15 protein-coding genes and 1 tRNA gene are annotated in these 16,651 nt (G+C 63.8%); 5 read left to right on the top strand and 11 right to left on the bottom strand.

The window, feature by feature from the left end; all coding sequences use genetic code 11:
• Positions 1–83: 83 nt before the first annotated feature.
• From HMPREF9696_RS15455 to HMPREF9696_RS15435, 5 genes are all read right to left on the bottom strand, one after another.
• Positions 84–1,493 carry an adenylate/guanylate cyclase domain-containing protein gene (locus HMPREF9696_RS15455; RefSeq protein ID WP_002713969.1) on the bottom strand — a complete coding sequence of 470 codons (1,410 nt, stop codon included), beginning with the start codon at positions 1,491–1,493 and terminating at the stop codon, positions 84–86.
• A gap of 112 nt (positions 1,494–1,605) precedes the next feature.
• A complete protein-coding gene (locus tag HMPREF9696_RS15450) occupies positions 1,606–2,973 on the bottom strand; it encodes a TRAP transporter large permease (RefSeq protein ID WP_002713968.1) in 1,368 nt (455 codons plus the stop codon).
• Between the two features lie 3 nt (positions 2,974–2,976).
• The gene (locus HMPREF9696_RS15445; RefSeq protein WP_002713967.1) at positions 2,977–4,098 is read right to left on the bottom strand and encodes a TRAP transporter small permease subunit; all 1,122 of its coding nucleotides are present in this window, start codon (positions 4,096–4,098) and stop codon (positions 2,977–2,979) included.
• 90 nt (positions 4,099–4,188) lie between these two features.
• Positions 4,189–5,319, bottom strand: a complete 1,131-nt coding sequence (dctP, locus tag HMPREF9696_RS15440) for a TRAP transporter substrate-binding protein DctP (RefSeq protein ID WP_002713966.1) — start codon at positions 5,317–5,319, stop codon at positions 4,189–4,191.
• A 351-nt stretch (positions 5,320–5,670) separates the two neighbouring features.
• Positions 5,671–7,071 (bottom strand): cytochrome P450, encoded by a 1,401-nt coding sequence (locus HMPREF9696_RS15435; RefSeq protein ID WP_002713965.1) that lies wholly within the window; start codon positions 7,069–7,071, stop codon positions 5,671–5,673.
• A gap of 225 nt (positions 7,072–7,296) precedes the next feature.
• On the opposite strand from HMPREF9696_RS15435, the gene HMPREF9696_RS15430 reads away from it, so the two are divergent.
• Positions 7,297–7,731 (top strand): MarR family winged helix-turn-helix transcriptional regulator, encoded by a 435-nt coding sequence (locus HMPREF9696_RS15430; protein WP_002713964.1) that lies wholly within the window; start codon positions 7,297–7,299, stop codon positions 7,729–7,731.
• Between the two features lie 23 nt (positions 7,732–7,754).
• A complete protein-coding gene (locus HMPREF9696_RS15425) occupies positions 7,755–8,525 on the top strand; it encodes an enoyl-CoA hydratase (RefSeq protein ID WP_002713963.1) in 771 nt (256 codons plus the stop codon).
• A gap of 76 nt (positions 8,526–8,601) precedes the next feature.
• Here HMPREF9696_RS15425 and HMPREF9696_RS15420 read toward each other — a convergent pair whose 3' ends face one another.
• The 5 genes from HMPREF9696_RS15420 to HMPREF9696_RS15400 all read right to left on the bottom strand — a co-directional run bounded on the left by HMPREF9696_RS15420 (position 8,602) and on the right by HMPREF9696_RS15400 (position 12,792).
• A complete protein-coding gene (locus HMPREF9696_RS15420) occupies positions 8,602–8,856 on the bottom strand; it encodes a hypothetical protein (RefSeq protein WP_002713962.1) in 255 nt (84 codons plus the stop codon).
• Between the two features lie 66 nt (positions 8,857–8,922).
• Positions 8,923–8,998, bottom strand: a tRNA-Thr gene (locus HMPREF9696_RS15415).
• Positions 8,999–9,114: 116 nt separating this feature from the next.
• Entirely contained in the window at positions 9,115–10,788 is a 1,674-nt protein-coding gene (locus HMPREF9696_RS15410) for a heme biosynthesis protein HemY (protein ID WP_002713961.1), read from the bottom strand.
• Between the two features lie 8 nt (positions 10,789–10,796).
• Positions 10,797–11,984, bottom strand: coding sequence for a COG4223 family protein (locus HMPREF9696_RS15405; protein ID WP_002713960.1), 1,188 nt, complete (start codon positions 11,982–11,984; stop codon positions 10,797–10,799).
• Between the two features lie 61 nt (positions 11,985–12,045).
• A complete protein-coding gene (locus tag HMPREF9696_RS15400) occupies positions 12,046–12,792 on the bottom strand; it encodes a uroporphyrinogen-III synthase (RefSeq protein WP_002713959.1) in 747 nt (248 codons plus the stop codon).
• A gap of 129 nt (positions 12,793–12,921) precedes the next feature.
• Here HMPREF9696_RS15400 and tsaD point away from each other — a divergent pair, with 129 nt between their 5' ends.
• The 3 genes from tsaD to HMPREF9696_RS15385 all read left to right on the top strand — a co-directional run bounded on the left by tsaD (position 12,922) and on the right by HMPREF9696_RS15385 (position 15,481).
• Positions 12,922–14,010 carry a tRNA (adenosine(37)-N6)-threonylcarbamoyltransferase complex transferase subunit TsaD gene (gene tsaD / locus HMPREF9696_RS15395; RefSeq protein ID WP_002713958.1) on the top strand — a complete coding sequence of 363 codons (1,089 nt, stop codon included), beginning with the start codon at positions 12,922–12,924 and terminating at the stop codon, positions 14,008–14,010.
• Between the two features lie 65 nt (positions 14,011–14,075).
• Positions 14,076–15,056, top strand: a complete 981-nt coding sequence (locus HMPREF9696_RS15390; RefSeq protein WP_002713957.1) for an NAD(P)H-dependent glycerol-3-phosphate dehydrogenase — start codon at positions 14,076–14,078, stop codon at positions 15,054–15,056.
• An 11-nt stretch (positions 15,057–15,067) separates the two neighbouring features.
• Positions 15,068–15,481 (top strand): EVE domain-containing protein, encoded by a 414-nt coding sequence (locus HMPREF9696_RS15385; protein WP_002713956.1) that lies wholly within the window; start codon positions 15,068–15,070, stop codon positions 15,479–15,481.
• Position 15,482: 1 nt separating this feature from the next.
• Here the strand turns inward: HMPREF9696_RS15385 and HMPREF9696_RS15380 are convergent, their stop codons facing one another.
• A complete protein-coding gene (locus HMPREF9696_RS15380) occupies positions 15,483–16,589 on the bottom strand; it encodes a DNA topoisomerase IB (RefSeq protein ID WP_157170037.1) in 1,107 nt (368 codons plus the stop codon).
• Positions 16,590–16,651: the final 62 nt, after the last annotated feature.

The following is a 16,651-nucleotide window of genomic DNA, read 5'->3' as shown; positions in this document are numbered from 1 at the left end:
GAAACTCTGGCAATCTCGGGACGGGTTCCGGGTTGCCGGGTTGCGTCAAACCGTCCCGCCCCGGCCACAACGACACATGGCCGTCATGGAATTTCGTAGATCACCACGCGGTCGGAAATCCCCCGCAATTCAACGGTTTTTTCCGCCGGGGTCAGCCCCGCCTTGTCCAGCAGTTCCATGACCGCGGGCGATTTAACCACCGGCTCCGTGGCATTGATGGCGCGCTCGGTGGCCTGACCCTGCACCCGGGCCGCGATGTTGACGGTCTGGCCGAAATAGTCCTGCCGCTCGTTCAGCATCACCGCCAGGCACGCGCCCTCGTGGATGCCGATCTTGACCAGCAGGTCCTGGGTGCCGCGCTCCGCGTTGAGGGCGTCCATCGCCTTGCGCATGCGAATGCCTGCGGCCACCGCCTGCTCCGGTCGCACGAATGTCGCCATCACCGCATCGCCGATGGTCTTCACCACAGCGCCCGCCTCCGAGGCGATGATTTCCAGCAGCGCGCGGAAATGCGCCCGCACCAGATCGAACGCGGCAAGATCGCCGACCCGCTCGTAAAGCGCGGTCGATCCCTTGAGATCGGTGAACAGGAAGGTCAGCGACGTGATCTTGAGGCGCTGGTCGATGCTGAGATTGTCGGCCTTGTAGAGATCGCGGAATGTCTGGTTCGCGAGAATCCGTTTCGCGGTGACGATCGGCTTGCGCTTGCCAAGCAGATCATGGAGCGCGTCGCCTGCGATCCAGACCGACGGCAACACCCGCTGCCCGGACTGGTTGTCGAGCGACAGCCGCAGCGGACCGGGACGCATCTCGACAGTGCCGGTCGGCGCATGCACCCCGTCGAAGGTCAGCGAGGCATTCTGCTTGTCCTTGGTCGGCTCACCCTTGACATCGAGGAACAGCGCCGAATGCGTCACCGGCTCGAACACGATGACGAACTCCGCGGGCAGTTGCAGCGACAGCACGGCCCGCTCGCCCGAAGCAAGCTCGACCGCTTCCAGCGTGGCCTCGTTCACCAGACGGGAGAAGGAGTGCTCGTTGATGTCGATGCCCGAGCTCCAGAAAATCTGGCGCCAGTAGTCCCAGCTCGGCAGCGTGTGCGGATCGTGCGCCGCGATCCGGCGCACCCGCGTGCTGACGGTGAACGCCACCTCGACCTGATCATCGATGGAGGCCTGATAGCCGGCCGCGCACAGGCCGCAGTGATAGTCCTCGGGCTGCAATTGCTTGAGCGTGTCATGCGCACCGAGAACGCCGCTGCAGCCGGGGCACAGCACATTCCAGGTCAGATCGAAAATGCCGATCTGCGAGGCATGCAGGAAACCCGAGATCACCTTCTCTTCGCCAAGGCCCGTCCGCGCGGCAAATTCGATCAGGTTGATCCGGTTCAATTCGTGATCGGCGCCGGTTTCCACCAGATGCTGGATCGCGTCCGCCACCTTCGGATCGGCGGTCTGCTTCAAGGTCGCATACAAGGAATTGAAGTCGCTCATGGCCGCAGTCTACGGCAGAGCGACCGGGTATCCAAGTAATGCGTTGAACGGATCGGCCGGAGCAAAGCCCCGGCCGATCACGTTTTCCGTCACATTTCGGCGAATCTGACCGCTAACGGGCGTAAACCACGCTCGGCAGCCACAGGATGATCTGCGGAAAGATGATGCAGATCGCCAGGCCCAGCGCCTGCAGCACCATGAACTGCACCGCCGCCCTGAAGATCGTCGCCATGCTGATTTCCGGCGGGGCGACGCTCTTCAGATAGAACAGCGAATAGCCGAACGGCGGACTGAGGAAGGCCATCTGCATGTTGATCATGAAGATCACGCCATACCAAAGCGACACATCGCTCGACTTCACGCCGGGCAGGCCGAACACGCCATCCCAGTTCAGGCCCTGCATGATGGGCAGGAAGATCGGCACCGTGAGCAGAAGAATGCCGACCCAGTCGAGAAACATGCCGAGCACGAACAGGATGAACATCATCAGGAACAGGATGCCGTAGGGCGGCAGGCCGGTGCCGAGAATGGACTCGGCCACGAACTGCTGGCCGCCCTTGATGATGAAGAAGCCGACGAACATTGTCGCGCCGAAGAAGATCCACATCACCATGGCCGTGGCCTTCAGCGTGGCGATGGCCGCCTCCTGCACGGCTGTCCAGTTCAGCCTGCGCTGCAGAGCGGAGACGAACAGCGCGCCGAAGGTGCCGATACCGGCAGCTTCCACCGGCGTCGCGATGCCGAGGAAAATGATGCCAAGCACCAGCAGGATCAGCAGCAGCGGCGCGATGGTGTTCTTCAGAAGCCGCAGCTTTTCCGTGAAGTCGACCCGCTCTTCGACGGGCAATGCGGGGCCGAGGCTCGGATTGATGTAGCAGCGGACCGTAATGTAGGCGATGTACAGGCCCGACAGCAGGAAGCCCGGAAACACCGCGCCGACCAGCAGTTCGCCGAGCGATTGCTGCGCGACGACCGCATAGACGATGGCCATGACGGACGGCGGGATGAGAATGCCGAGCGTGCCGCCGGCCAGCAATGCGCCGCACGCCAGTTTCTGGTCGTAACCGCGCTTGAGCATTGCCGGCAGCGCGATCATGCCCATGGTGACTTCGGTCGCGCCGACAACGCCGACCATCGCCGCCAGCGCCGTGCAGGCGATCACGGTCGCCGAGGCAAGGCCGCCCTTGAGCGAGCCGAGCCATTTGTAGACGGCGTCGAACAGTTCCTCGATGATGCCGGCCTTCTCCAGCATCGCCGCCATGAAGATAAACAGCGGCACCGCCGACAACTGGTAGTCGGTCATGAAGGGGAAGATGCGCGACGGCAGCATGTTCAGGACGGCGGAGTTGCCGAACAGGAACAGGAAGATCACCGCGAGACTTCCGGTGCAGAACGCCATCGGCAGGCCGAGCGCGAGCAGCACGCCCAGCGACCCGAACATCAGCAGGGTCAGCCATGCAATATCAATTTCCCAACCCATAGCTCAGGCTCTCCCGCGCGTCAGGAACACAATGTCCTTGATGAGTTTTGCAACGCCCTGCAGGAACAGCAGCCCGGCGCCGATCGGCATCATGACCTTGATCGGCCAGTACTGGATGCCCCACTCGGTGAATGAATGTTCGTTGTTGCCGATCGAGTCGGCGGCGAACCGCCAGCTCGTCCAGAACATCACGCCGACGAAGATGAAGAAGAAGAACGACGTGATGATATCCGCGACCGCTTTGCCGCGCGGCGAGAACTTGGTGTAGATGACGTCGACCCGGACGTGCTGGTCTTCCTTGTACGCATAGGCGCCGGCCAGCATGTATTGCATGCCGTACATCAGGAACATGCTTTCATGCACCCAGTTGGTGGGTGAATTGAAAGCGAAGCGCGCGATCACCTCGTAGTAGTAGACGAAGACCGAAATTACCGCCCAATAGGCCGAGAATTCGCCGGCGCGCACGTTGACCATCTCGATCTTGTCGGTGAGCCAGGTATGCACGTTCTTCGCCGGGTCTTCATCGGTGCCGTGCGGCGGTACCTCCGGAATATCCGCCAGCGGCGTCTGACGCTCATTGGCCTCCTTCGCGGCCGTCCGCCGGACGAGGCCGGGCAGCAGCAAGGCATCGGCGATCAGCATCGCCGCCATCAGAATCGCCAGCCAGCGCGAATAGTCACGCGCCGTCTCGAGATTCTTCTTTTCGGTCTCGAACTCCGCCTCCGCCGTCTTCAGGTCAGCTTGGGCCTTCGACAGCCGGGCGGTCGCCTCCGGCGTTGCCGCCTCGCCGGACGGAATTTTTTCCCGCGTGACCGCTGTATGGGATGATTCCACCGCCGCGCGGGTCCGTGAAACATCCTCGCGGTGGTCGCGGATATTCCCCGTCATGTAGAGAATGGCGAGGAACACGGGGATGAAAACAAAGCCCCACGCATTTCGCAGATAGAAGCGATGCAGCCCCATGAACCCCGAGCAAAGCCAGAACAGATAGGCGATGAACAGCGACGGCCCTCGCGGAATGCCGCGGCGGCGTTCCCTGGCAATGAAGTACATGGCGACAAGCGGAAAGACGATCAGCGTGCCCCAGTAAAGCCAATGGGGCAGCACGAAGGTGAGACTCGGCATTGATGCCTCGGATGGAAAGCAGGATGCGGGATGTCGTGGATGGCGGGGCCGCCTGACGGCGGCCCCGGTACTCTACTCGTGCCCTGAAGCTCAGAGATCGAGCTTCTGACCCTTGTACATGTCGGGCGTGACATAGCCGATGCTCGGCGATTCCATCACGTCGAGCTGTGCCTTGAAGATGCGCGCGGCATCCTTGTCCTTGTTGGCCCACTTGAACCAGATCGGCACCGCGACCTTCTGGAACTTCGGCAGATCTTCCACCGGAAGGCGGTTGACCTCGATGCCGGCCTTTTCATATTTCGGCCAGGACAGCATGTCGGCTTTCTGAATCGCGCCGTGATGATGCGCCGAATAGGCTTCCACCTCGTTCTGAACCCACTGCTTCATTTTCGGATTCAGCTTATTCCAGTGATTCATGCCGACGCAGAAGTCCATCAGGTCGACCGGCTGATAGATCGACTCAAGGCCCGGAGGGCCCATGAAGATGTACTTGGCGACCTGCGCGAAACCGAGGTCCCAGTTCACGGCCGGGCCGGTGTAGTCCGCCGCTTCGATGGTGCCCTTCTCGAGTGCGGAGAACACTTCGCCGCCCGGAAGCAGCGTCGTCTTGGCGCCGATCGCCGCGAACCCTTCGGCGATCATGCCGCCCGGCACGCGCAGCTTGAGGTCCTTGAAGTCCTCGATCGAGCGGATCGGCTTCTTGGAGTGGATGATGTTCGGGCCGTGATGAATGCGCCCGACATACATGAGGCCCTGCTTGGCGAACACATCGCGCGCCATTTGCAGACCGCCGTTGCCGTAGAAGAAGATGTCCCATTCGTGCGGATAGCGCAGACCCATCAGATAGGACGACAGGAACGCTGTCGCCGGGACCTTGCCGGCCCAGTACAGCGTGAACGAGTTCATCGCTTCCAGCACGCCGTTCTTGACGCCGTCGAGCAGTTCAAAATCGCCGACCACTTCCTTCGCGGCGAATGGCTTGAACTCGAGCTCGCCGCCGGTCTTTTCCTTGATGCTGCCGCACCATTCCTTGAACGTGGCGAGGCCGACACCCGCCGGCCAGGATGTCTGCACTTTCCAGGTGGTGGTTTCGGCGGCTTCTGCGTTGCGGATGTAAGGCGCACTGACAACCGCGGCGCCGGCTATCGCTGCGCCGCCCACGAATGCGCGCCGTGTCGTGGGCTTCCTGGTCTGAAACGGATTCTCGCTGTCGTTGGTCATGGTCTTCCTCCCTGCTTGCACTTTTTTAATTGTCGCGGAGATTTCCCCGTCCGGACCAAGTGTGGGCCAAGGCCCCGCGCCCGACAACTTGAAAAGTTGACGGAAGATCAGATTGATGGCGCAACATTGCGGGAATAAAACAGACCGCCGCGTTTTTACCGTCGCCGCGCAAGCAACTTAGGCCTGCAACACAGGGCTTTCTGCGGCCACGGCGTTTCGATTGCGACGCAACGAAACCGTCATGAGCGGTTTGCCGCATGGCACATCAGACTTTAGACGAAGACGGGACGCGATGCATCGCAGGACGAGCGCTGGACGCGAAAATGTCCGCTGCAGCGCAACGCAAACCATCTAGGCGGCGCTGCCGTCGCGCGGTGTGATCCGAAACATCGGGGAACGATCCGGCTGGGTGGTCACCACGCCGACCGGCGTCACCGGCGCATGATCAAGAAGCTCAACCTTGAACGCCGCGATCAGCTTGGCCAGCGCCAGCGTCGCTTCGGTCAGCGCGAACTGCGCGCCGATGCAGACCCGCGGCCCGACGCCGAACGGCAGATAGGCGAAGCGATCCGGCGGCGGGTTGCCCGGCAGGAAGCGCGACGGCCGGAAGGCATTGGGCTGATCCCACAGCTTTTCGTGGCGATGCAGCAGCCATGGAGAGATCAGCACCACGTCCTTTTTCGCGATGTCGGCCCCGGGCACCGCGTCAGGACCTGCGGCGGCGCGCACGATCAGGAACGCCGGCGGATACAGCCGCATGGTCTCGTCCAGCACCGCGCGGGTGAATGTCAGCCGCGCGGCATCGGGCGGCCCGCTCGCGAGCGCGCGCGATGCTTCCGCCGCCAGTTCATCCTGCGTCGGGGCATCAAGGGCGAGGAGATAGAGCGACCAGAACAGCGCGGTCGCGGTGGTCTCGTGCCCGGCCAGGATCATGGTCGAGACCTGATCGCCGAGCTGCTCGTCGGTGAATGCTTCACCCGTTTCCGGATCGCGCGCCGCCACCATCAGGCCGAACAGATCATGTGGCGCGGCATCGCCTGCGCTTTTTGCGCGGCGCTCGGAAATCAGCGTGCGCATGAACCGCGTCCAGCGCCGCCGGAACAGGGCGCGGGAGATATCCCTCGGGCTTGGCCAGCCTGGCGGCAGCAACAGATCGAAGAAGCGCGGCTGCGCAAGCCGCTCGCCGTAGTCATTGACGAAATCGCGCAACGCTGCGCCGTGCCTGTCGATCTCGAACGAGAACATCGTCCGCCCGGCGATGTCGAGCGCCAGCCGCTGCATGGCTTCTCGCAGATCGACCGGCGCACCGGCCTGTGCGCGCAGCATGCCGATTGCGTCATCGGTGGCCGCCAGCATGTGCGGGATGAGCAGGGGAATCGCGCGCGGCGCAAAGGCGGGCGCGAGCGTCCGCCGCTGGTTCTTCCAGGCCTTGCCCTCCGCCAGCAGAAGCCCTTCGCCGAGGATCGGCCGCAGCACGCGGAAGGCGGCGGGTGTGCGGGTGTAATTTTCGTAGTTCTCGACAAGAATGTGCCGGATCGCATCCGGCGTATTGAGGATGAAGCTGCTGCGCCCGAAGAAGCGGCCCTTGACGATATCCTCCTCATAGGCGCGCGGCCCCCAGCTCGCGATGGCGTTGCTGCGGATGAGCGCAAGGCGTCCGAGCGCGGACAGGTCATCCGGTGCCATGGGCGGGCGCGGCGGCACGAGCGGCGGCCGTTGCATGGGCGTGTCGAGAATTTCGGCAATGCTCATCCTGCAGTGACTCCCGCATCAAAAATTTGGCACCCGGCCCGTGCCTCACGGTACACCTCTCGGCGCGTGGAGCGAAACAGTCCAAAACAGCGCAATTGAGGCTGCCGGGGACAGCGTGTCACAAGGCCGTAACGATCGCCCGCCGCCGCGCCGGCGCGGCTGTCATGGCTGCCGCGCGCGGACGACGCTTGATATTTCGCATGTGAAATATATACAGGAGGGCGAATGAAACCGGACCGGCGGCTGATTTTCCTGATGACTGTGGGTTACCGCAGGCTTCAGCGCGGCCTTGAACAGGAGATGCTGGCGCAGGATGGCCTGACCTCGGCGCAGTCCGGCGTGCTGTTCTTTCTGGGACAGAACGACGGCGCCCTGATCGGCGATGTCGCCGGTGCGCTCGACCTTGTGCCGTCCGCGACCACCGGACTCGCGGACCGGATGGAGCGCGCCGGGCTGATCGAGCGCAGGCGCGACGAAAAGGATGGCCGCGCCCAGCGCGTCTATCTGACCGACGAAGGAAAGAGGGTTCGCAAGCGCGCGGTGGCGCGGGCCCAGTCCATCAACAGCAAGTTGATGGACGGATTCACCGACAGGGAAATCGACACGGTGTCGCGCTGGCTGACCAGCCTGCAGACCAAGTTTCCGAAGGACAGTTCTTGATTTCGACAGAAGGAACGAAGGCCATGACCGAGTTTGTGAAGAGTGAGCTTGAATCCAGCGTCCTGACCGTCACGATGGCGCGTCCGGACAAGAAGAACGCGATCACCAACGCCATGTATGCCGCGCTCGCGGATGCGCTGGAGCGTGCGGAGACGGATGCTGCCGTTCGCGCGGTGGTGTTTCAGGGCGATGGCGACAGCTTTACGGCGGGCAACGATATGGCCGACTTCGCGGCGCAGTCGAAGGACCCGACGGTCACAAGTCATGTCGGACGATTCCTGCAGAATCTCGCCGTCTCGACCCGGCCGCTTGTCGCCGCCGTGCAGGGCAACGCGGTCGGCATCGGCACCACCATGCTGCTGCATTGCGATCTCATCTATGTCGCGCCGACCGCGCGGCTGATCACGCCGTTCGTCAATATCGCGCTGGTGCCGGAAGCAGCGTCGACACATCTGTTGCCGGCGCGCGTCGGCTATGCCCGCGCCTACGAGATGTTCGCCTTCGGCGAACCGGTGAATGCCGAGACCGCCGTCGCGATGGGCCTCGCCAACGCGGTCGTTCCGCTGGATCAGCTTCGCAGCAAGGCCCATGAAGCCGCCGTCAAGCTCGCGAAACGGCCGGCGGGATCGCTGTCGCAGACCAAAGCCCTGATGCGAAATCCGCAGGCGATCTCGGCGCAGATGGAGCGCGAAGGCGCGATCCTGCGCGAGCGGCTCAAGGGCGCGGAGGCGCGCGAGGCGCTCACTGCGTTCGCCGAACGCAGGCAGCCGGATTTTTCAAAGATCGCAGGCTGAGACTCATTCGATGGATCGGAGCAGGCCGTTCGCACGCGCGGGCGGCCTGCTGTCGTATGAAAACTGGTATCGGGGATCAGCAGCCCCGGCAGATGCTTCTGAGCTGGCGCGACAGCGCCGCATCTTCCGCATTCATGCGCTCCAGCGGCGCACTTGGCTTCTGCTTCGCAGCGGCTTCCGCTTTTTTGGCGTCCAGCGCTTTCGCCTGCCGCTCGTAACAGGCTTCGCGCTCCGGCTTTGAATTGATGAAGCGGCACTGCTCGACTTTCGCAACGGCAGGGCCGACGGTCACGAGTGCGGCGAGCAACATTGCTGGTGGCAGGAATTTCATCGGGCCGATCCTCGGGATGCGAAGCCACAGGCGGGCGCAGCGCGCCGGTCTTCAAGACCGGAAAAGTGGTGCCGCCTATAGGATTCGAACCTACGACCCCATCATTACGAATGATGTGCTCTACCAGCTGAGCTAAGGCGGCAAAACGCGAAATCGGTATCCGCACCTGATACTTGCCAGCGCCCCGCTTTGCAACATCGCGGGGCGTTTTTGTCAGGCTGGATCAGGTCCGTGACGAAAATGCCATTGATGTCCTAATCAACTGACAAGACGGGACAAAAATCCCTTCCAGCCACCCTGCTGCGCCGGTTCCGGCTTCTCCGGATCGTCATATTCGTCATGGATCACCTCATCGGCCACGCCCGGATCGTCCGGCGCCCGGACGATGGGGATGACCGCCGGGATTCGCGGCGCATCCGGCTTTTCGATATCGCGGCGGGGACGAAACACCGGCGGCGGGACATTGGCGGCAACCGCAGGTGCGGCGGGGGCCGGCGGCGCTGCAGCTTCTTCCACGACCGGCTCCGGGGGCTGGTTGTCCTGCGATGTCGCAGGCGACGGCAGCGATACGGCCGGGGTCACATCCAGCGGAGGCGGCAGCGCAGGCTCATCCGCGATCTCGGCCTCGAGCACCGTAGCTTTGTCGGACGGAAGCGCGGCCACCGGCGTCAGCCATTGAAACGCATCGAGCCGCCCGCTGACCGGCGACACCGGCCGCCAGCTTTCGGAGACGTATCCGTCCGCGGTCCAGGCCGGATCGAGCGCGGCGCGTACCGCGCGTTGCATCCAGAGCCGGGCATTGCCGCTTTCGCCGTGCTCGGCGCGCTCAAGCTCCGCCATCAGAATGGCGACACGCTGCGTCGGCGCCTCGATGAACGGCGCCAGCGCCTCGCGCGCGCGCGCGAATTCTTTCGCATCAATGGCGGAACGCGCCACCGCCAGCGCGCCTTCGATATGTCCCGGCACTTTCGCGGCGAGCTTTTCGACGCGGCTCAGGCGGTTGAGCGCGGAATCGCCGAGACGCACATGGGCATAGGCATCGGCAAGATCGGGATGCGGCTGCGCGGTCCATGCGGCCTCGATCACCTGCATGGCGCGGCGGGTCTGGTTGTTCTCGCTGAGAAACTTCGCGGCCAGCGTCGCGGCCGGGACGAGCGTCGGCGCGAGCTTCACCGCTTCCATCACGCTCGCGCGGGACCTGTCGCGGTCTGACGTTTCCAGATCGAGCGCGCGCGCCGTCAAAAGCACGCCGCGCTGGCGCTTGTAGGGCGCAGGATCAATCAATCCCGCTGCGAGATTGTTCTCGAGAATCTTCAGCGCGCCGTCCCAGTCGCCCTTGCTGCAGCGGAAGCCGAGCACCGCATGCGACGCCCAGGCCGACGCCGGCGCGGTCTTCAAGGCCTCTTCAGCAAGCGCAACGGCTGAATAGGCATCGTCACGGCGCTGCGCCTCCACGAACAATCCGCGCAGGCCGAGCAGCCGCGTGTCCTTGCGCTCGGCCATGGCATGAAAGGCGCGCTGCGCGCCTTCGCTGTCGCCATGAAGCTGCGCGGTCTGTGCGTGCAGCAACATCGCCAGCGGGTCCTGATTTGCGAGCCGCTTTGCTACATCGGCATGGCGGCGCGCGGCAAAATGATCGCCGGTGCCGATGGCGATCAAGCCCTGTGTGATGGCGTTGCGGCCCTTCGCCTGACGCCGCTCGCGGCCAAGTCTGCGCAGCCGCTCCGGCGCACGCAGGAAACTGCGGACAATGGCCCAGACCAGCATCGCCGCGCACACGATCAGCAGCAGTGCCAGCGCGAGCACCGGTATTGACGTGTCGATGCGCCAGTGACTCCATGACAGCGTGACGTCGCCGGTTTGATCGGCGACCACGGCGGCACCGAGCGCGACGATACCGACCAGAAAAAGAAACAGGATGATCCGGATCATGATGTGTCCTATCGCGCCGGTTTCGAGATCGCGGTCAGCGTGTCCATTGTGAACTGCTCGGATGCGGTCAGCGCCTTCTCGCGGCCATCGACCTTTGCGATCCATGGCCGAACCAGAACGAGATCAGACTGCGGCAGCAACAGCAGTTCGCGCTTCGCCGCGTTCAGATCGTTTCGCTGCGCCGCAGCCGTTGCGCGCGCGATCACGCCACTTGGACTGCTGGCCTGCGCATCGGTGCGCTGAACGCGAACGAGCTTGGAAAAACTCTGCTGCAGGCGCTCCACGATACCGGAAGGCGCAGGCTCGGGCGCAGGCCTGGGTGTGACTTGCGGCAGCAGCGCGAGCAATTCCTTGCTCAGGGCGTCGGTGTCCGGAATCCCCGTATGGGCAAACGGATCAAGCGCCTTGAGCACATCGGAATCACCGGCAACAGAGCGTGCGGCAGCAAGCTCGGCAACATAGGGCGACCCGCGGCGCACGGCCTTGTCGAGATTGATCAGCACATCCAGCCTGCGCAGTCTTGGATCTTCCGTAGGCGGCGGTGGTGGTGGCGGCGCGGCAGCCGCCGCTGTCAATGCAGCGGTTGCGCGCTCGATCTTGTCGAGCCGTTCTTCAAGCGCCGGCGTGTCACCCGATGCAGCGGGCATTGACACCGCCGCCTGCGGGGATGCCGATTTGACGTCGTTGAGCGCAGCGACAATCTTTCCGCTTTCTGTCTGTACGGCGGTAACATCGCCACGCAGCGACGCCAGCGCTTTCTCTACCGAATCGAGGCGGGCCGCCAGCGCGGGATCGGTCACCGGCTTTGGAGCAGGCGCAGGCTTCGCCACATCGGATTCAACCTTTGCCAGACGCGCCCCCAGCGTGTCGACATCGCTCTTGCTCACCACATCGGCAGTCGGCTTCGGTGGCGGCACATCCAGCCAGCCGGTAGACTTCGCCACGCCGAGCACCAGCGCGGCGGCGGCGGCGCCGGTGAGCGCGGACAGGACAATCGGCGCGGCCCGCGACGGCGCTTTCGGTTCGGGCGACGGCTGATGATGTTCCGAAGCAGTTTTTTCCGCCTCATTCACGTCGGACGGCGCATCCGGCGCAGGCGTGCTTTCGGAAACGTCGGAGGCGGTCAGGTCGATGGTTGGCGGTGGACGTTTTGCGGCATCGCCGCCGCCCGGCTTGTCTTGCTTGTCGTCGTCCATCGAACACTCCCTGCGCATCGAACCCGAGACTAGCAGATTCTCCCGGCCTCGCCCGCTCCAATCAAGGAGACGACGCCTTGACCAATCTGTCCACCACATCCAGCAGGTTTTTTTCGTCCGGCACGCGCGCGGCTACAACCTGCGTCGCACCGGCCTCGCGCAAAACGCCTGCGACAGCTTCGGACATACAGCATTGCGGCAAAGCCAAGGCGGATATTTCCACGCCATCGGCCCGCGCCGCTTCGACATAGGCCCGCGCGCTACGGCGGGAATAATGCATCACCGCGCCGACGGCGCCCGCGCGAAAGGCGCTGCTGACCGGCTCGGAAAAACCCGCCACCGGCACCATGCGATAGGACGTGCGGGTCACCACCGTAAATCCGCGCGCGCCAAGTTCTCCAGCGAGATCGCGCGTGAGATCGGCGCCCGCCACATAGCACAGCGCAGCCTTCTTCTTCAGCTTGCCGGCCACCGCGCTCTCCGTGATCCGCTCACGCAACGAGACGGCATCGCCATCCGCGACCGTGATATTGGTGAAGCCCGCATCGCGCGCCACCTGCGCGGTATGTTCGCCCACCGCAAAGACCGGCAGGAGCGTCAGTCGCGCACGGATGGAATGATTCTCAATGGCGCGAACCGCATTGGCGCTGCTCAGGATCACCGCGTCGAAGACAATCTCGCCATCGTCCTCGAATGCAACCGGCTCGAACCGCAGCATCGGCGACAACAGCACCTCGTGGCCCCTTGCCCGCAAGGCGGAGGCGGTCTTGTCATTATCCGGCGCCGGGCGTGTGACAAGAATGGCCATTTATGAAGCTCTCCCTGTCTCAAGCAAGGATAGCCCGCCTGACGATTTCACGTTATGAACCCCCTCAATGACAGCCCATTGGCGGATTCAAGGGAAACGCCGGATTGGCCACCAACGCAAGGACTGAAATTGGCAAGCAAGCGCACACTGGTGCTGGGGATCGAGACCACCTGCGACGAAACCGCCGCGGCCGTGATCGAGCGGCACCGTGACGGCTCGGGCCGGATTCTCTCCAACATCGTGCGCTCGCAGATCGACGAGCATGCACCGTTCGGCGGCGTGGTTCCCGAAATCGCCGCGCGCGCCCATGTCGACATGCTCGACGGAATTGTCCGGGCGGCCATGAAGGAAGCCGATATCGGCTTCGGCGATCTGAGCGCCGTCGCCGCCGCGGCCGGGCCCGGACTGATCGGCGGCGTGATTGTCGGCCTGACCACGGCGAAGGCGATCGCGCTGGTGCATGACACGCCCCTGATCGCGGTCAATCATCTCGAAGCGCATGCGCTGACGCCGCGACTGACCGTGCCCTTGATGTTCCCTTACTGCCTGTTTCTCGCATCGGGCGGCCACACCCAGATCGTTGCCGTGCTCGGCGTCGGAAAATATGTCCGCCTCGGCACCACGCTCGACGATGCCATGGGCGAAGCCTTCGACAAGGTCGCCAAGATGCTGGACCTGCCCTATCCCGGCGGACCGCAGGTGGAACGTGCGGCGGCCAGCGGCAATCCGGCGCGCTTCACTTTTCCGCGCCCGATGGTGGGGCGGCCCGATGCAAACTTCTCGCTGTCCGGATTGAAGACCGCGGTGCGCAATGAAGCCGCCCGCCTGATGCCGTTCGAGCCGCAGGATGTTGCCGATCTGTGCGCGAGCTTTCAGGCCGCCGTGCTTGAAGTCACCGCGGATCGCATCAGCGTCGGGCTGAAACTGTTCCAGGAAAAATTCGGCCCGCCGCGCGCGCTGGTCGCTGCGGGCGGCGTCGCATCAAATCTCGCGATCCGCAATGCGCTGCACGAAATCGCGGGCCGCGCGCAGACCACGCTGATCGTTCCACCGCCCGCGCTCTGCACCGACAATGGCGCGATGATCGCATGGGCCGGTGCGGAGCGGCTGGCGCTGAAGATGATCGACGACATGGACAGCGCGCCCCGCGCGCGCTGGAAGCTCGATGAAACCACATCGACGCCGCTGAAGTTTGCGAATACGCGGGCGAGGCACTAAGGCATGATCCCGAAAAGTGGGCCCCGGTTTTCAGATAAGATCATGCCTTCAAAAATGAAGACGCTATGATCGCGCATCAGACCATTTCTGTTGTCGGCGCCGGCGCATGGGGCACGGCACTCGCCAATGCCGCTGCGCGGGCAGGCCGTGACGTCACGCTCTATGCGCGCGACCGCGCCGCTGCGGAGCGGATCGCGCAGACGCGCGAGAATCCGAAATTGCCCGGCATCCGGCTTGGGGAGGGCATCGCTGTGACCAGCGATCTCGCACAGGCTGGCCGCGCAAACGCGGTGCTGCTAGTCACGCCGGCACAGAGCCTGCGCGAGGCGGCGCTCGCGCTCGCACCGCATCTGGCAAACGGCGCGCCGGTCATCGTCTGCGCCAAGGGCATCGAGCGCGGCACGCATCGGTTCATGACCGAGATCGTCGCGGAGGTTGCGCCGAACGCCGTGCCCGCGATCCTGTCGGGTCCCAGTTTCGATATTGACGTGGCGCGCGGATTGCCGACCGCCGTTACGCTCGCGACAGCGGATGAAACACGCGCGAAGGCATTGGTCCATGCGCTCGGCTCGGCGACCTTCCGTCCCTATCACTCGACCGATGTGCGCGGCGTCGAGATCGGCGGCGCGGCGAAGAATGTGCTGGCGATTGCGGCGGGCATTGTCGCGGGCCGCAAGCTTGGCGCATCCGCACTGGCGGCGCTGACCACGCGCGGCTTCGCCGAACTGATGCGGCTTGGTCTGGCCTGCGGCGCGAAATCCGAAACCATCGCGGGCCTGTCGGGTCTCGGCGATCTCCTGCTGTCATGCTCGACGCCGCAGTCGCGCAACTTCTCGCTCGGGCTTGCGCTCGGACGCGGCGAGACGCCAGACCGCGGCAAGCTGGTGGAAGGCGAGTTCACCGCGCCGGTGCTGATCGAGCTTGCGGCTGAAAAGAATGTCGAGATGCCGGTCGCCAATGCGGTGGCGGCGATTCTCGGCGGCGCGGTGACCGTGGATGCCGCCATCGAGGCGCTGCTGACGCGGCCGTTCCGTAGCGAAGGATAAGGAAAACCGTAATGGCCTACTGGCTCGTGAAATCCGAACCCTCGGTCTGGTCGTGGGACCAGCAGGTTGCAAAAGGCGCCAAGGGCGAAGCCTGGACCGGCGTGCGCAATCACACCGCCAAGCTCAACATGATGAAGATGAAGAAAGGCGACCGCGCCTTTTTCTATCATTCCAACGAGGGCAAGGAGATTGTCGGCATTGTCGAGATCGCGAAGGAGCACTATCCCGATCCGTCCGACAAGACCGGAAAGTTTGTCTGCGTCGACATCAAGGCCGACAAGCCCCTGAAAAGGCCGGTGACGCTGGAGACCATCAAGACCGAGCCAAAGCTCGCCGACATGGAACTGGTGAAGCTGTCGCGGCTGTCGGTGCAGAGCGTGACGCCGGAGCAGTGGAAGCTGGTCTGCAAGATGGGCGGGATCTAGCTCAAGCAGCAGCCGTCAACACCACCTTTGCCAGAATCTGCTCGCGCCGCGCCGGCGAGCGGCATCCTTTCAAGGTCGCGGCAAAGCGTTCGAGGATTCCATCCTCGAACGCCGTCACGATGGTGTCGTGGACATAGCTTTTGCGGCAGATCGCCGGCGTGTTAGACAATTCATCGGCGGCCGCACGCACAGCTTCCAGCACCTGCTTGCGGCGGCCGCGCGCGCTTTCCGCCGGAACCATGCGCGATAGCGATTCCAGCACAGCCGCCGACGCCATCAGTGTCCGGAAATCCTTCAGCGATATGCGGAGCCCTGCGATCTCACGCAGAAAGGCATTGACCTGCGCTGTGCTGACTGTGCGCACGACGCCATGGTCATCGCGATACTGAAAAAGCCTGCGTCCCGGCAGAGCACGCAACGTTTCCACGGCTCGCACCAGGCGCGCCGCGTTGCATTCCTTGCGGACCGCCTTGTTGCCTTTCGCGCGGAACGACAGAACGATGCAGTCGTCCTCAATCATGACATTGCTTTTGAGCAGCGTCGTCGCGCCCCGCGTTCCGTTAAGCCGGGCATAGGATTCGTTGCCCGGACGAATCGCCGTACGCGCCACGAGTTCGATCACTGCGGCGAGCGTAAACTCCCGCGTTGGCGCGTCGTTGCCGAGATGCTGCGCCACGCTGCGCCGGATTTTCGGCAACGCCTCGATCAGGCTTGCAAGCCGCCGCGCCTTGCGGGTTTCGCGCACCTTTTCCCAATCGGGATGATAGCGATACTGCAATCGCCCGGCGGCATCGCGGCCCACCGCCTGAAGGTGCGAACGCGGATCACTCGCATAACGAACGTCGACATAGGCCGGGGGCACCGCCATGGCGTTGAAACGCCTGATGGTGGCGGCGTCGCGCACCAGCTTGCCGCCGGCGCGGACGAAAGAATAGCCTTTGCCGCGCTTGACGCGACGAATGTCAAATTCCATCTGATCGCCGATTTTCAGCCCGAGCTTTTTCGTCAGGCGCCGGACGGACGACGGTTTGCGCTGCGCAGACGCATCCGGCGGCGTGATACCGCGCGCTCCCTCCTTCAGTTCAGCGATGATCTGAGCATCAGCCATGACCTGCACAATTTCCCGACGCGGCATTTGTTCCCATCCGCCTTGACCCGGCGGACGAACTG

It is taken from the genome of Afipia clevelandensis ATCC 49720 (assembly GCF_000336555.1).
Taxonomy (GTDB): Bacteria; Pseudomonadota; Alphaproteobacteria; order Rhizobiales; family Xanthobacteraceae; genus Afipia; species Afipia clevelandensis.
This window is presented reverse-complemented; position numbering and strand designations above follow the sequence as displayed.

Excerpts from the sequence above, each read along its gene's own strand:
- HMPREF9696_RS15455 (WP_002713969.1), bottom strand. The coding sequence starts at position 1,493 with ATGAGCGACTTCAATTCCTTGTATGCGACCTTGAAGCAGACCGCCGAT.
- HMPREF9696_RS15450 (WP_002713968.1), bottom strand. The coding sequence starts at position 2,973 with ATGGGTTGGGAAATTGATATTGCATGGCTGACCCTGCTGATGTTCGGG.
- HMPREF9696_RS15445 (WP_002713967.1), bottom strand. The coding sequence starts at position 4,098 with ATGCCGAGTCTCACCTTCGTGCTGCCCCATTGGCTTTACTGGGGCACG.
- dctP (WP_002713966.1), bottom strand. The coding sequence starts at position 5,319 with ATGACCAACGACAGCGAGAATCCGTTTCAGACCAGGAAGCCCACGACA.
- HMPREF9696_RS15435 (WP_002713965.1), bottom strand. The coding sequence starts at position 7,071 with ATGAGCATTGCCGAAATTCTCGACACGCCCATGCAACGGCCGCCGCTC.
- HMPREF9696_RS15430 (WP_002713964.1), top strand. The coding sequence starts at position 7,297 with ATGAAACCGGACCGGCGGCTGATTTTCCTGATGACTGTGGGTTACCGC.
- HMPREF9696_RS15425 (WP_002713963.1), top strand. The coding sequence starts at position 7,755 with ATGACCGAGTTTGTGAAGAGTGAGCTTGAATCCAGCGTCCTGACCGTC.
- HMPREF9696_RS15420 (WP_002713962.1), bottom strand. The coding sequence starts at position 8,856 with ATGAAATTCCTGCCACCAGCAATGTTGCTCGCCGCACTCGTGACCGTC.
- HMPREF9696_RS15410 (WP_002713961.1), bottom strand. The coding sequence starts at position 10,788 with ATGATCCGGATCATCCTGTTTCTTTTTCTGGTCGGTATCGTCGCGCTC.
- HMPREF9696_RS15405 (WP_002713960.1), bottom strand. The coding sequence starts at position 11,984 with ATGGACGACGACAAGCAAGACAAGCCGGGCGGCGGCGATGCCGCAAAA.
- HMPREF9696_RS15400 (WP_002713959.1), bottom strand. The coding sequence starts at position 12,792 with ATGGCCATTCTTGTCACACGCCCGGCGCCGGATAATGACAAGACCGCC.
- HMPREF9696_RS15390 (WP_002713957.1), top strand. The coding sequence starts at position 14,076 with ATGATCGCGCATCAGACCATTTCTGTTGTCGGCGCCGGCGCATGGGGC.
- HMPREF9696_RS15385 (WP_002713956.1), top strand. The coding sequence starts at position 15,068 with ATGGCCTACTGGCTCGTGAAATCCGAACCCTCGGTCTGGTCGTGGGAC.
- HMPREF9696_RS15380 (WP_157170037.1), bottom strand. The coding sequence starts at position 16,589 with ATGGCTGATGCTCAGATCATCGCTGAACTGAAGGAGGGAGCGCGCGGT.